General features: G+C 59.7%; 12 protein-coding genes and 1 tRNA gene. 11 read left to right on the plus strand and 2 right to left on the minus strand.

Annotation, left to right across the window (positions count from 1 at the left end; genetic code table 11):
- Positions 1–11 precede the first annotated feature (11 nt).
- Positions 12–84, minus strand: a tRNA-Ala gene (locus tag QWZ03_RS02965).
- Between the two features lie 97 nt (positions 85–181).
- Between QWZ03_RS02965 and QWZ03_RS02970 the strand changes: the two genes are divergently transcribed.
- The 6 genes from QWZ03_RS02970 (at position 182) to QWZ03_RS02995 (ending at position 5729) form a co-directional block, all read left to right on the plus strand.
- Positions 182–1438, plus strand: coding sequence for a glutamate-5-semialdehyde dehydrogenase (locus QWZ03_RS02970; RefSeq protein WP_290331381.1), 1257 nt, complete (start codon positions 182–184; stop codon positions 1436–1438).
- Positions 1416–2432, plus strand: coding sequence for a DUF2804 domain-containing protein (locus QWZ03_RS02975; RefSeq protein ID WP_290331382.1), 1017 nt, complete (start codon positions 1416–1418; stop codon positions 2430–2432). The genes QWZ03_RS02970 and QWZ03_RS02975 overlap by 23 nt, the downstream gene beginning before the upstream one ends.
- A gap of 279 nt (positions 2433–2711) precedes the next feature.
- Positions 2712–3878 (plus strand): methyl-accepting chemotaxis protein, encoded by a 1167-nt coding sequence (locus QWZ03_RS02980; RefSeq protein WP_290331384.1) that lies wholly within the window; start codon positions 2712–2714, stop codon positions 3876–3878.
- Between the two features lie 296 nt (positions 3879–4174).
- Positions 4175–4576: a ribosome silencing factor gene (rsfS, locus tag QWZ03_RS02985; protein ID WP_284196951.1), complete on the plus strand. Its 402-nt coding sequence runs from the start codon at positions 4175–4177 to the stop codon at positions 4574–4576.
- A gap of 45 nt (positions 4577–4621) precedes the next feature.
- Positions 4622–5089, plus strand: coding sequence for a 23S rRNA (pseudouridine(1915)-N(3))-methyltransferase RlmH (rlmH, locus tag QWZ03_RS02990; RefSeq protein WP_284196952.1), 468 nt, complete (start codon positions 4622–4624; stop codon positions 5087–5089).
- 49 nt (positions 5090–5138) lie between these two features.
- Complete coding sequence (locus tag QWZ03_RS02995) at positions 5139–5729, plus strand: Maf family protein (protein WP_290331386.1); 591 nt, start codon at positions 5139–5141, stop codon at positions 5727–5729.
- Positions 5730–5854: 125 nt separating this feature from the next.
- Here QWZ03_RS02995 and QWZ03_RS03000 read toward each other — a convergent pair whose 3' ends face one another.
- Positions 5855–8164 carry a penicillin-binding protein 1A gene (locus QWZ03_RS03000; RefSeq protein ID WP_290331387.1) on the minus strand — a complete coding sequence of 770 codons (2310 nt, stop codon included), beginning with the start codon at positions 8162–8164 and terminating at the stop codon, positions 5855–5857.
- 171 nt (positions 8165–8335) lie between these two features.
- On the opposite strand from QWZ03_RS03000, the gene QWZ03_RS03005 reads away from it, so the two are divergent.
- From QWZ03_RS03005 to QWZ03_RS03025, 5 genes are read left to right on the plus strand one after another with little or no spacing between them, the layout of a single operon-like run.
- Positions 8336–9406 (plus strand): pilus assembly protein PilM, encoded by a 1071-nt coding sequence (locus tag QWZ03_RS03005; RefSeq protein ID WP_284196955.1) that lies wholly within the window; start codon positions 8336–8338, stop codon positions 9404–9406.
- On the plus strand, positions 9403–9999 hold the full coding sequence (locus QWZ03_RS03010) for a PilN domain-containing protein (RefSeq protein WP_290331388.1): 597 nt from the start codon (positions 9403–9405) through the stop codon (positions 9997–9999). The genes QWZ03_RS03005 and QWZ03_RS03010 overlap by 4 nt, the downstream gene beginning before the upstream one ends.
- Positions 9996–10661: a type IV pilus inner membrane component PilO gene (locus QWZ03_RS03015; protein WP_290331389.1), complete on the plus strand. Its 666-nt coding sequence runs from the start codon at positions 9996–9998 to the stop codon at positions 10659–10661. The genes QWZ03_RS03010 and QWZ03_RS03015 overlap by 4 nt, the downstream gene beginning before the upstream one ends.
- 14 nt (positions 10662–10675) lie before the next feature.
- Positions 10676–11209 carry a pilus assembly protein PilP gene (locus QWZ03_RS03020; protein ID WP_290331390.1) on the plus strand — a complete coding sequence of 178 codons (534 nt, stop codon included), beginning with the start codon at positions 10676–10678 and terminating at the stop codon, positions 11207–11209.
- Positions 11206–13284, plus strand: a complete 2079-nt coding sequence (locus QWZ03_RS03025) for a type IV pilus secretin PilQ (protein WP_290331391.1) — start codon at positions 11206–11208, stop codon at positions 13282–13284. Before QWZ03_RS03020 ends, QWZ03_RS03025 begins: the two co-directional genes overlap by 4 nt.
- The last annotated feature ends 6 nt before the right edge of the window (positions 13285–13290 follow it).

The raw sequence follows: 13290 nt of genomic DNA on the forward strand, positions 1-13290 counted from the left end.
AGTGTTCGACGTGGACCGAAGGAGGATCGAACTCCCGACCTCCGCATTGCGAACGCGGCGCTCTCCCAGCTGAGCTATCGGCCCATGTGGGGTAAATATAGCGTGGCGTGCGTGGCGCCGACAAGGTGGCGCGGATTCTGGCAGAATCGACTGAAGCCAAGATCTGACGGAGCAATCAGCAATGGACGTGCAGTCGTACATGAACGAGTTGGGGCGGGCGGCGCGGGCGGCTTCGCGTTTGCTGGCGCGGGCGGATACCAATGCCAAGAATGCGGCCTTGCTGGCCATTGCGGCGGGCATAGAGCGCGATGCGGCGATACTGCTGGCGGCCAATGCGGCCGATATGGCGGCGGCGCAGGCGGCGGGGCTGGAGCCGGCCTTGCTGGACAGGCTGGCGCTGACGCCCAAGGGCGTGGCCAGCATGGCTGAGGGCTTGCGGCAGATTGCCACCCTGCCAGACCCAGTGGGGGAGATGAGTGACTTTGCTTACCGCCCCAGCGGCATACAGGTGGGCAAGATGCGGGTGCCCCTGGGGGTGATAGGCATCATCTACGAGGCGCGGCCGAATGTGACGGCGGATGCGGCGGGGCTGTGCCTGAAATCGGGCAATGCGGCGATTCTGCGTGGGGGCTCGGAGGCGGCCCGTTGCAACCAGGCGCTGGCGGCGCTGGTGCGCGAGGGTTTGCGCAGTGCGGGCCTGCCGGAGGCAGCGGTGCAGGTGGTGGAGACCACCGACCGTGCGGCCGTGGGCGCGCTGATTACCATGAACGAGTATGTGGACGTGATTGTGCCGCGTGGCGGCAAGGGCTTGATCGAGCGGGTGAGCCGTGAGGCGCGGGTGCCGGTGATCAAGCATCTGGACGGTATCTGCCATGTATATATCGACGACGAGGCCGACCCGGACAAGGCGCTGCGGATTGCCGACAATGCCAAGACCCATCGCTACGGCACCTGCAACACCATGGAGACCTTGCTGGTGAACGACAATGTGGCTGAGCTGGTGCTGCCGCCGCTGGCTGAGATCTACCGTGCCAAGGGGGTGGAGCTGCGGGGCTGTCCGCGCACCCGAGATGTGCTGCCGGAAGTGTTGGCGGCGACCGAGGCTGATTGGTCTACCGAATACCTAGCGCCGATACTGGCGATCAAGGTGGTGGAAGACCTGGATGCGGCGATTGCCCATATCAATGACTATGGCAGCCACCATACCGATGCCATCGTCACCGAGAACTACAGCAAGGCCAGGCGCTTTTTGCGCGAGGTGGATTCGGCCAGTGTGATGGTGAATGCCTCGACCCGCTTTGCCGATGGCTTTGAATATGGCTTGGGGGCCGAGATTGGTATCTCGACCGACAAGATACATGCCCGTGGCCCGGTGGGGCTGGATGGCTTGACCAGTCAGAAGTGGGTGGTGCTGGGTGACGGCCAGATTCGTGCGTGATTTGCTGGCGGCACCTGTTGCCGTGCCCGATGCCGTGGCGCCCCTGGCGGGCCAGTTTGCTGGCCGCTGTGGCGAGATAGACTGGCGTGCGCTGCCGGCAGGCCTGCAGCGGCCAGCGTGGTGGCGCCTGTTCCACCACAAGCGCTGGCAGTATATGGGCATTGCCTGCGGCGATTGTTTTATCGGGGCGGCGGTGGTGCATGTGGGCTGGACCAATGCGGCGTTTGCCTACCTGTTTGACCGGGCCAGTGGCAAGGTGCTGGCGGCAACATCACGCGATGGCTTGCCGGGACTGACGGCCCGTGTGGCCGATGTACCGGCTGCCGGGGCCGAGAGCCGGTTTGCCTGGCGGGGTACCCGTGTGCAGATGCTGGAACCGACGGCGGGCCAGTTTGTGCTGGAGGTGGATGGGCCAGATGGCTTCAGCGTGCGGGCCGGCCTGGATGGCCGGGCGGCGGCCCCCTGGCTGTTTGCCACCGGGCCGGTGGATGGCGGGGTATGGCATGCCACCCATAAGTCGCCCGCCTTGCAGGTGCAGGGCGAGGCGCGCGTGGGCGGGCGGGTGTATCGCCTGGATGGTGGGCACGCCAGCCTGGATCATTCCAACGGGCTGTTGCCGCGCAATACCCGCTGGCTGTGGGCGTCAGCGCATGGCGCCGAGGTGGGGTTCAACCTTCAGGCCGGTTATTTTGGCAACCACGAGAATGTGCTGTGGCTGCACGGGCAGTTGATTGCGCTGGGTGCGGCCGAATTCAGCTACGACCAGGCTAATACGCTGGCGCCCTGGCATGTGCGCACCGACGATGGCCTGCTTGACCTGCATTTCCACCCCGAGGGCGAGCGGCGCGAAGACAGGGATCTGATTGTGGCGGCCAGCCGCTATGTGCAGCCGGTGGGTACTTACCATGGTTGGGTGAAGGCGTCGGCCCAGGCCGAGCCCTATCAGGTGGCGGGGTTGCTGGGGGTGGCGGAGGATCACCACTCCCGCTGGTAGCGGGCTTTGATGGGGCTCAAGGTGGCGTTGGCGGTGCTTGTGCTAGCCTGATCGGGCACGCTGGGTGGCGCAGGTGCGAGGGGTATTGCAAGGCGCGCCGTGTGAGGGGCGCAGTATCGCCACTGGGCCGGTCTTGGCCGTTTCTGGCCTGGCTTGTGCTGTTGCGCAAAGATTATATCTTTGCGAGTCATGTTGCCGCAGTGGCCTGTGGCGCACTATCGTTAGCGTAGCGCTAATTCAATTCAGGGTATGTGCCCTGTTATCGGTACCGGAGCCGCCATGCAGATATTCTCGTTCACCCAACGTGCCTTGCTGGCATTCATGGGCCTTGCCGTGCTGAACCTGGCCACCGCCTTGGTGGCGAGTTTGGGTTGGGGCAGCGGTGCGGTCTGGGGTGTTGCCGTATTTGGCGCCATAGTCGCCGTTGTCGGAGGTGGCTGGTGGGCCAGCCGGGCCAGTCATGGCATAGAGAAGATACGTACGCAGCTCAAGCATATCGAGGATGGCAATTTCCGCTACCAGGTACACGTGGAGTCTACCGACGAGTTTGCCGATACGATCCAGTATGTGCAGACGCTGTCCAACCAGCTGCGCAGCCTGATTGCCGATGTGCTGGCGTCGTCCCACAAGATTTCGGAGCAATCGCACCACCTTGATGGCGCGGCGGAATTGCTGGCGACCCAGACCGGGCAGCAGAGCGATCAAGCCATGCAGGTGAGCGCCGCCACCGAGCAGATGAGCGTGTCGGTGACTGAGATCAGCCGGGCCACCCATGAGACGGCCGAGAGCGCCATGAAGGCCAAGACGGTGGTGCGCGAGGGCGAGGCCAATATGCAGGCCAGCCTGGCATCAACCAGCCGTATCGTGGAGGTGGTGGGCGAGGCCCGTTCTACCCTGGACGACCTGAACCAGGCGGTTTCCCGCATCGGCAGCATGACAGGCACCATCAAGGAGATTGCTGATCAGACCAATCTGCTGGCCTTGAATGCGGCGATTGAAGCAGCCCGTGCCGGTGAATCGGGCCGTGGCTTTGCGGTGGTGGCGGACGAGGTGCGCAAGCTGGCCGAGCGGACTTCGCAGTCCACCCAGGACATCAGCAACAATGTGACCAATATCCAGATGGTGACCCAGGCGACCCTGATGACCATGGACGATGCGGTGGCCGAAGTAGCCAACGGGACGGCGTCGATCGAGGCCAGTAGCCAGAATCTGGCGGCGGTGGCGGCGGCATCCGAGCATACGGTGGAGATGACCGGGCGGATTGCCAATACCCTGCGGCAGCAGTCGTCGGCGGCGGAGGAAGTGGCCCGTACCATCGAGCGTATGGCCGGTACCATTGATGCCAATAACCGCGAGGCGCAGGACGTGGCCAGGTCGGCTGAGCAACTGGCGGCGACGGCCAAGTCGCTCAAGGCCATCGTGGCGAAGTTCGAGAAATCCATGTGAATCGATGGCGCGCCGGCATCGATTGCGGCGTGCCGAAACAAGTCCTGCCGAGAATTCAAACACTTAGCGTGACCTGTTCGAGATATGCGGGTACAATCCCGCGCTTGCCTATGCCGCCGCTCGCCTGGTCGGGCACCGCCTTCGTTGCGCTACTGGCAGTTTTTATTGCCGAGTGAGCCCGGACGCCGTGCCAGATTGCGCCGAGCGGCATTTGCTTTCTATGGCTTAGCAGCTATGAATGCGGAACGTCCCGCGGCTGCTGTGCTGCAAGACATTATTGGGAAGAAACTGACTCCATGACTCAACACCTGACTATCGAGCAGATGCGTGACATCGCCGTAGCCGCCCTGGAAGACATCAAGGGCGAAGACATTCTGGTGCTCGACACCACCAAGCTGACCGCCATGTTCGAATGCATGATCGTGGCGTCGGGCAGCTCCAACCGCCAGGTCAAAGCGCTGGCCAACAGCGCCCGCGAGAAGCTCAAGGAAGCCGGTGCCGAGATACTCGGCATGGAAGGCGACGTGAGCGGCGAATGGGTGCTGGTCGATGTCGGTCCGCTGATCGTGCACGTGATGCTGCCGGCCGTGCGTGACTACTACAATATCGAACAGCTGTGGGGCGGCCAGAAGCCGACCTTCAACCCCACGCGGCCTTGGGAAGCAGCCATTCAGGCACACGACGATCCCCAGGTCTGATAAGGCGCCGGCCACGGTGTATGCCGTGGCTGTCGAGTACGCTGCATGAAGCTTTTCATTATTGCCGTTGGCCACAAGATGCCCGATTGGGTGGAAACGGCTTTCAAGGAATACACCAAGCGCATGCCGCGCGAGGCCAGTATCGAGCTGATCGAGCTCAAGCCGGGCCAGCGGGCCGGCTCCAGCGTTGAGCGGGCCATGGATACCGAGCGTGAACGCATACTGGCGGCCTTGCCGCCTGGTTGCCGCAAGGTGATTCTGGACGAGCGTGGTGCGGCCTGGACGTCGATGAAGCTGGCCGAGAAACTCAAGGGCTGGCAGCGTGAGGGCGGTGATGTGGCGTTTGTCATAGGCGGGGCTGACGGCCTTCATGCCGATGTCAAGCGACAGGCCGACGATCTGCTGCAACTCTCCGCCTTGACCATGCCGCATGGCATGGTGCGGGTGCTGCTGGCCGAGCAGTTGTACCGCGCCGTGGCGATCAACCAGGGCCACCCTTACCACCGCGAGTAGCCGCGCTGCGTTTAGTCGCTGCCGGCTGGCCGCAGTCTGAGTCTAGACCATGACCAAACCCACGATATACCTGGCTTCGGCCAGCCCGCGCCGGCGTGAACTGCTGGGCCAGATAGGTGTGCCTATCGAGCTGGTGCGCTGCGAGATAGACGAATCGCCGCTGCCGGGCGAGCAGGCACTGCCTTATGTCAGCCGTCTGGCCAGGGCCAAGGCCCAAGCAGGTGTGGCGACCTATCGCCGCGAGGGGCGTGAGCCACGGCTGCTGTTGGCTGCGGATACTACGGTGGCACTGGATGGCCTGATATTGGGCAAGCCGGAAAGCCCGGAAGACGCCGTGGCCATGTTGATGCGCTTGTCCGGCAGCTGCCATCAGGTGCTGACTGGTGTGGCGTTGACGGATGGCGAGCGGACGGAGACCGCGGTTTCCACCAGCCAGGTGCGCTTCCGCGATCTGGCTGAGTCGGAGATACGGGCCTATGTGGCCAGCGGTGAACCCATGGACAAGGCTGGAAGCTATGGTGCCCAGGGCCTGGGCGCCATCTTGATTGCCGAGTTGCAGGGCAGCTTCAGCGGTGTGGTGGGTTTGCCGCTATGTGAGACGGCCGAGCTATTGCGCCGGTTCGATTACCCGCTGCTGTAATCGCTGCTGGAATCGGCGGACGTCGATGACGGGCGGATGGTGGGCCGATGGTTGGCCGACGGTGGGTTGAATGAATAAAGGGGTGTGCCTGGGCACACCCCTTTGCTTGTTACAAATGGCAAGGGTCAGAACAGCAGGTCTTTCACCTCGTCATTGATGGTCTGGCTGGCGGGGGCGTTGCTGCCGCCCAGCCCCAGCTCGCTATTGGTTTCCAGGAACTCGGCGTAGAAGTATTCCTCGCGTGGTCCGCGGCCGGTCTCTATCGTCTGGGTCACCACACCCTCGGGTATCGGATACTGGTAGTTGGGTACGCCCTTCAGTGCCTTGCCCATATAGTCGATCCAGATCGGCAGTGCGGCGTGGCCGCCTGTTTCAGCGCCACCCAGTGATTTGGGCTGGTCAAAGCCTATCCACACCACCGACACCAGTTTTTGCTGGTAGCCGGCAAACCAGGCATCGAAGGTGTCGTTGGTGGTGCCTGTCTTGCCAGCAAGGTCGGTACGGTTCAGGACATTGGCCTTGGCTGCGGTGCCGAAGCGGGTCACGTCCTTCATCATGCTAGTCATGATAAAGGCGTTACGGGCATCCAGCGTGCGGGGGGCATTGATGCCAGCGACTTCTGGGGCAGTGCGGGCGATGACCTGTCCCTGGCTGTTTTCAATACGGTCGATAAAGTAAGACCGCACCCGGTAGCCGCTGTTGGCGAACACGGCGTAGCCCTCGGCCATCTGCAGCGCGGTGACGCTGCCAGCGCCCAAGGCCATGGTCAGGTAGGGCGGGTGGTTACGGCCCTCGAAGCCGAACTTGCTGATATAGCTCTGGGCATACTCGGGTGAAATAGCCTGCAGGATACGGATGGACACCAAGTTCTTGGACTTGGTTAGGGCATCGCGCATGCTCATTGGGCCACTGTACTTGCCGTCAAAGTTCTTGGGCTCCCAGCGTTGGCCACCGATGGATGAGGGGTCTATCTCCAGGGGGCTGTCATTAATGATGCTGGCGGGTGTGAAGCCGCGCTCTATGCCGGCTGAATAAATGAACGGCTTGAAGCTGGAGCCGGGCTGGCGCCAGGCCTGGGTGACGTGGTTGAAGTGGTTCTTGTCAAAATCGAACCCACCGACCAGGGCACGGATGGCACCATCCTTCGGATCCAGCGAGATCATGGCGACTTCGGCCTCGGGCAACTGGACGATCTGCCAGTCATTGCCCTTGAGCTGCATGCGCACCACCGAGCCACGACGCAATTGCTGGGCTGGCTGCAACTTGGTGTTGAGCGCACGGGCGGCAAATTGCAGGCCCTTGCCGCTGACATCGGCGATCTTGCCGCCGCGCAGATACACCTTGACCAGATTGCGCTCGGCCGCGAGCACGATGCCGGGTGACAGGTCACCCAGCTGCTTCTGGGTGGAGAGGAAATCCTCCAGCTGCTCGGTGGGGGCGATCACGCCGGCGGGTAGCTCGATATAACCTTCGGGGCCGCGATAGCCATGCCGACGGTCATAATCCAGCAGGCCGCGCTTGGCGGCTTCGTGGGCTGCAGTCTGATGTGCGGCAGTCAGGGTGGTATAGACGCGATAGCCCTTGGTATAAATCGCATCCTTATATTTGTCGTGCATCGCTTGGCGGACCATCTCGGCAACATAACCGGCCTGTACCGGGAATGATTCGCTGATGCGGCGGACCGATAAGGGCTCTTTCACGGCCGCTTCGTATTGCACCTGATTGATGAAATTCAGTTCGCGCATTCTGCGCAGCACATAGCGCTGGCGCTGCTGCGCGCGCGGGGGGTTCACCACCGGGTTGTAGCTGGAGGGGGCCTTCGGCAGGCCGGCCAGCATGGCCATCTCGGCGATGCTTAATTGCTCCAGTGTCTTGCCATAGTAAATATTAGCGGCCGAGGCAAAGCCGTAGGCACGCTGGCCCAGGTATATCTGGTTGAAATACAGCTCCAGTATCTGGTCTTTGCTCAGGCTATGCTCAATCTTGAATGAGAGCAGCGCCTCATTGAATTTACGGGTAAATGTCTTTTCGCTGGACAGAAAGAAATTGCGCGCCACCTGCATGGTTATGGTACTCGCGCCCGACTGCGCGTGCCCGCTGACCAGATTGGAGAGCACTGCACGGCCGACGCCGATGTAATCAACACCGCCATGCTGATAAAAGCGCTCGTCCTCGGCTGCCAGTATGGCCTGCTTCATCAGCACAGGCACCTTGCCTATGGCGACGAAGGCGCGGCGCTCCTCTCCGAACTCGCCTATCTGTACACCATCCTGGGTGTACACGCGCAGGGGAATCTTGGGTTGGTAGTCCGTAAGCACCGCCAGCGAGGGCAGCTTGGGGTAAGTGACGGCGATAGCGATCGCCAGAACGCCTATCATGGTGATGAGGATGAGGCTCAATAGAGCGACGGTGAGTAGCAGCCAGCGTTTTTTCATTGCCAAGTACGATTTTTTGGGGTGCGGGATAAGTAGGATACGTCAGTTAGGGCACAGTTTAAGATAAATGCATAAATTGCCTTTACACCCTGATGGTGGGCTGCTACGATTTAAAGTGACTACTATATTTAAAAGTGCTGCCAAAGTGCTAATTCATAAAGGGAATTTAAGTTGAACCTCGATTTCCTAAAGCCCAAAGCCCCTCCACTGATCGGTGTTGATATCAGCACATCGGCGGTGAAGATGGTGGAGTTGTCGGAGACGGGCAAGCACCTTGCCGTTGAACGTTATGTCATTGAACCACTACCCAAGGACGCGATTGCTGATGGCAATATCGCGAATCTAGAGGTGGTGGGTGAGGCCGTCAAGCGAGCCTGGCGCATGCTGGGTAGCCGCGTCCGTAATGTGGCGCTGGCGTTGCCGACGGCAGCTGTCATCACCAAGAAAATCACCGTTCCAGCCGGACAGACCGAGGCGGAACTGGAGATGCAGGTCGAGACAGAGGCCAACCAGTACATCCCCTTTGCGTTGGACGAGGTCAACCTCGACTTCCAGGTGCTGGGCCCTTCGCCTGCCACGCCGGATGAAGTGGAAGTCCTGATTGCCGCCTCCCGCAAGGAAAAGGTCGAAGACCGGGTTGCCGTGGTCGAAGCCGCCGGCCTGAAAGCCCTGGTGGTGGATGTGGAGTCGTTTGCCACACAGGCCGCCTATGAGTTGATCGAGCATCAGCTACCGCAGTCCGGCAAGGACCAGACCATCGCCATTGTTGATATTGGCGCTGCCATGATGCATATCAATATTGTTCGCGATGGTGTGCAGGTTTATGCCCGTGAGCAGGCATTTGGCGGTAACCAGTTGACCCAGGACATACAGCGGAAGTTCAGTCTGTCTGCTGAAGAAGCGGAAGCTGCCAAGCGTAATGGCGGCCTGCCGGATAACTACGAACCCGAAGTGTTGCAGCCTTTCATGGATTCGTTGGCCATGGAAATCTCCCGCGCTCTGCAATTCTTCTTCACCTCCACCCAGTACAACAGCGTGGATCACATCCTGCTGGCGGGTGGGTGCAGTGTGATTGCCGGGCTGGATGAGGTTGTGGCCAGTCGAACCCAGGTCAGTACCATGATCGCCAACCCTTTCTTGAATATGACGCAGTCCAGCCGAATCAAGACCCGTCAGCTGCTCCTGGATGCTCCTTCCTTGCTCATTGCGTGTGGCTTGGCACTCAGGAGGTTTGACCAATGATACGTATCAACCTCTTACCGCACCGGGAGCAGAAGCGTAAGGCTCGGGTGCGGCGCTTTACTGTGTTGTCCGCGATGTCGGTTCTGGCTGGCGGAGCCATCGTGGTGTTTGCCTACCTGTTTATCGGCGCTCAAATATCCAATCAGGAAGAGCGGAATGCTTTCCTGACGGCAAAGAATGCCGAGCTGGACAAGCAGATTGCCGAGATCGAGACGCTCAAGAAAGAGCGCCAGCAGTTGCTGGATCGGAAGAAGGTGGTTGAACGCCTTCAATCCAATCGTGGCGAAGCCGTACAGATGTTGGATCAGCTGGCGCGCCAGGTGCCCGAGGGGATCTTCCTCAAGGAGATCAAGCAGACCAACGACCAGCTCTTGCTGATCGGTTATGCCCAGTCGAGTGCGCGGGTATCCACCCTGATGCGCAGCCTGGAGGATTCCTTCATTTTCGAGCAGCCCAATCTGATTGAAATCAAGGCGACTAACGTAGGTGGTCAGCGCGTTAATGAGTTCAGCCTGAACGTGAAGGTGACGCGAGAGAAGGACGAGGCCGATGAGAAGGCCAAGGCCAACAAGAAAGAGGCGCCAAAGCCATGAATCTAGATGAATTACGGCGGCTAGACCCCAAGGATATTGCGAACTGGCCGGCTGCCGTGCAGTTGGTCACCCTCGCCCTGTTTTCTGTAGTAGTGATTGTGCTGGGTTATTTCTTGCTGTTGGCTGGTGAGCTTGAAATTCTGGATCAAGGCCGGGTCACTGAGGAAGAACTCAAAGTGGCGTTCCTGGACAAGAAAGCCAAGGCGGTCAATCTGGAGGCCTATCGCCTCCAGCTGGCTGATATCCAGGAGTCCTTTGGTGCCTTGCTCAAGCAATTGCCAAGCAAGGCAGAGATGGAAACCCTGATTACTGAGATCAACCAGTCCGGCGTGGGGCGTGGCTTGCAGTTCGAACTGTTTAAACCCACCACGGCTGAGGTAAAAACCACGGAGTTTGCCGAGCGCCCGGTCAGCCTGAAGATCAATGGCAGCTATCACGACCTTGCGGCGTTTGCCAGCGATATCGCCCAGTTGTCGCGCATCGTGACCTTGGGTGATATCCAGATCGCCGTGCCTGCCGTCAATGTGGATGCCAAGACCGGTGCTGCAATGGGGGGCGTGCTGTCCATGCAGGCGGTAGCCAAGACTTATCGAGCCCTTGATGCGGAGGAGGCTGTTGCAATGCGCAAGGCCGAGGCCGAGGCCAAGAAGAAAAAGCAGTGATTAGGGATTAAAGGATGATCGCGATGAAGAAGTCATCAACCCTGCTGCTCCTGCCCTTGCTATTGACAGCGTGTTCTGACAGCCGCTTTGAGGATTTGCAGGTGTGGATGGATGCAGAAAGTGCCACCTTGCGGGGGCGGATTGAGCCGCTGCCTGAGGTAAAGCCCTATCAGCCCTTTATTTATGCTGCATTCGATATTGTTGAGCCATTCAGCCGCAACAAGATGGAAGTAGCGAAAAAGGGTGGTGGTGGTGGTTTGGCACCCAATTTGAATCGACCCAAGGAAACCTTGGAAGCCTACGATCTGGAGAAGTTGCGGATGGTGGGTACGTTGCAGCGCGGCAAGGAGCTGAATGCCTTGATCCGCACGCCGGACGGCAATCTGTACCGGGTGAAGCTGGGTAGTTATATCGGCCAGAATTTTGGCATGGTGACTACCATTACCGAGACAGACCTGACACTGAAAGAGATTGTGGAAGACAGTGGCGGCGACTGGGTTGAGAGAACAAGCGTACTGGCGTTGGATGATACGGAGCAAAACAAATGATTAGGAAGCGGATGCAGGGATGGCTGGGTTGTATTGCGCTGGTCTTGTTGATGGGTGTTGCCCATGCTAACGAGCCCAATGCGATCAAGTCTATCGAAGTGCAGGCCGAGTCTGCCGATCACCAGGAAATCACGGTCGTGATGCAGAAAGCGCCGCAAGTGCCGGCGAGTTTTGCTGTGAATACGCCGCCTCGTATCGCGTTTGACTTTAATAACACTGTCAACGATTCGGGCAAGTCGTCCGTGCCAGTGTCGAGCGGCAATCTCAAGTCCATCAGCATCGCCGAATCGGGTAGCCGTACACGGCTGGTGTTGAGCCTGCTGCGTGGTGCGACCTACGAGACCCAGGTGGACGGCAACAAGCTGAAGATCAAGGTCAAGTCCACGGCGGCTGCGATGGCGGTCACCAATACCACGGCTCAATTCTCCACTGCCCAGAACGCCAGCAAGGAGGCGATACGCAGTGTTGACTTCCGTCGCGGCACCAATGGTGATGGTCGTATCCTGATCGATCTGTCCAGCCCTTCCATTGGTATTGATATCAAGCAGCAGGGCAAGTCGCTGGTGCTGGAATTTGCCAAGACCCAACTGCCTCGCCAGTTCGAGCGTCGTATGGACGTGATCGACTTTGGTACTGCTGTACAGACCATCGATACCTATAGCCAGGGCGACACGGTCAAGATGGTAATCGAGCCGCGCGGTATCTGGGAGTATTCGGCGTACCAGACCGAGAATCGCTTTACTGTTGAAGTAAAGAGTATCGACGAGCGTGCGAAGAAACTGGCTGAACTGGATAAGCCGGTGTTTAAAGGCGACAAGCTGTCGCTGAACTTCCAGAACGTAGAAGTGCGTACCGTACTGCAGGTGATTGCCGAATTTACCGGCAAGAACATCATCACCAGCGATACCGTCAACGGCAACCTGACCCTGCGTCTGAAAGACGTGCCTTGGGATCAGGCGCTGGAACTCATACTGCAGAGCAAGGGCCTGGACAAGCGTGAGAATGGCAATGTGCTGTGGGTGGCCCCGCGCGACGAAATAGCCCTGCGCGAAACCCAGATTGCCGAGAGCAAGAAGAAGCTGGCCGAGGTTGAGCCCACCCGTACCGAATCCTTCCAGTTGAATTACCAGAAGGCAGAAGAAGTGCGGGATATGCTGATGAACGAGAAGCAGCCCTTCCTGAGCAAGCAAGGTACGGCCATCGTCGAGCCGCGTACCAACACCCTGATCGTGAACGACATCCCTGCCAAGCTGGACGATGTCCGCGCCCTGTTGCTGAAGACGGACACCGCTTCGCGCCAAGTGATGATCGAGGCACGTATCGTGGTGGCGGATGACACCTTCAGCCGTGAGCTGGGTGTACGCTTGGGGCTGCGCGCAAACCGTACGCTGGATAGTGACACCCGCATCGGTGTCAGCAATACCTCCAATGCCGCCATTGATATCCTGAACAACGGGAAAACAATGGGTACGGAAGGTAGCCAGGGTTCTGTGGTGAACCTGCCATCGTCCGCCACGACGGGGGGCGCGCTGGGCGTGACTTTGCTGAATGCAGCAGCAGGCATGCTGGTCAGCCTGGAGCTGCAGGCGCTGGAAGCCGAGGGCAAGGGTCGTACCGTGTCCAGCCCCCGCGTGATTACTGCCGATCAGCAGAAGGCTACGATCTCGCAGGGCCGCAAGTACTACATCATCGTGCCGGGTGGCTCGGGCGATAGCGCTGCACCGCAGGAGAAGGAAGCGGCCCTGAAGCTGGAAGTGACCCCACGGATTACCCCGGACCGCCGCGTGTTCATGGAGCTGAGGGTGAGCAATGACGTGCTGACCCAGGGTGGCCAGTTCCCTGTCGTGGAAACCAAGGTGGTGCAGACCAATGTGCTGGTAGGTAGTGGTGACACCGCCGTACTGGGTGGTGTGTACGAAATGCAGGAAAACGACGGCGAGAGCAAGGTACCGCTGCTGGGTGATATTCCTTACCTGGGCAACCTGTTCAAGTCCAAGCTCAAGAGCACCAGCAAGAAGGAACTCCTGATCTTTGTGACCCCGCGCATCCTGGATGACTCCTTGACACTGCGCTGATCTCAG

Origin of the sequence: Chitinimonas viridis, from assembly GCF_030409555.1 — a bacterium.
Classification (GTDB): Bacteria; Pseudomonadota; Gammaproteobacteria; order Burkholderiales; family Chitinimonadaceae; genus Chitinimonas; species Chitinimonas viridis.

Excerpts from the sequence above, each read along its gene's own strand:
- QWZ03_RS03000 (WP_290331387.1), bottom strand. The coding sequence starts at position 8,164 with ATGAAAAAACGCTGGCTGCTACTCACCGTCGCTCTATTGAGCCTCATC.
- QWZ03_RS02980 (WP_290331384.1), top strand. The coding sequence starts at position 2,712 with ATGCAGATATTCTCGTTCACCCAACGTGCCTTGCTGGCATTCATGGGC.
- QWZ03_RS03010 (WP_290331388.1), top strand. The coding sequence starts at position 9,403 with ATGATACGTATCAACCTCTTACCGCACCGGGAGCAGAAGCGTAAGGCT.
- QWZ03_RS02995 (WP_290331386.1), top strand. The coding sequence starts at position 5,139 with ATGACCAAACCCACGATATACCTGGCTTCGGCCAGCCCGCGCCGGCGT.
- QWZ03_RS03025 (WP_290331391.1), top strand. The coding sequence starts at position 11,206 with ATGATTAGGAAGCGGATGCAGGGATGGCTGGGTTGTATTGCGCTGGTC.
- rsfS (WP_284196951.1), top strand. The coding sequence starts at position 4,175 with ATGACTCAACACCTGACTATCGAGCAGATGCGTGACATCGCCGTAGCC.
- QWZ03_RS03020 (WP_290331390.1), top strand. The coding sequence starts at position 10,676 with ATGATCGCGATGAAGAAGTCATCAACCCTGCTGCTCCTGCCCTTGCTA.
- QWZ03_RS03015 (WP_290331389.1), top strand. The coding sequence starts at position 9,996 with ATGAATCTAGATGAATTACGGCGGCTAGACCCCAAGGATATTGCGAAC.
- QWZ03_RS02970 (WP_290331381.1), top strand. The coding sequence starts at position 182 with ATGGACGTGCAGTCGTACATGAACGAGTTGGGGCGGGCGGCGCGGGCG.
- rlmH (WP_284196952.1), top strand. The coding sequence starts at position 4,622 with ATGAAGCTTTTCATTATTGCCGTTGGCCACAAGATGCCCGATTGGGTG.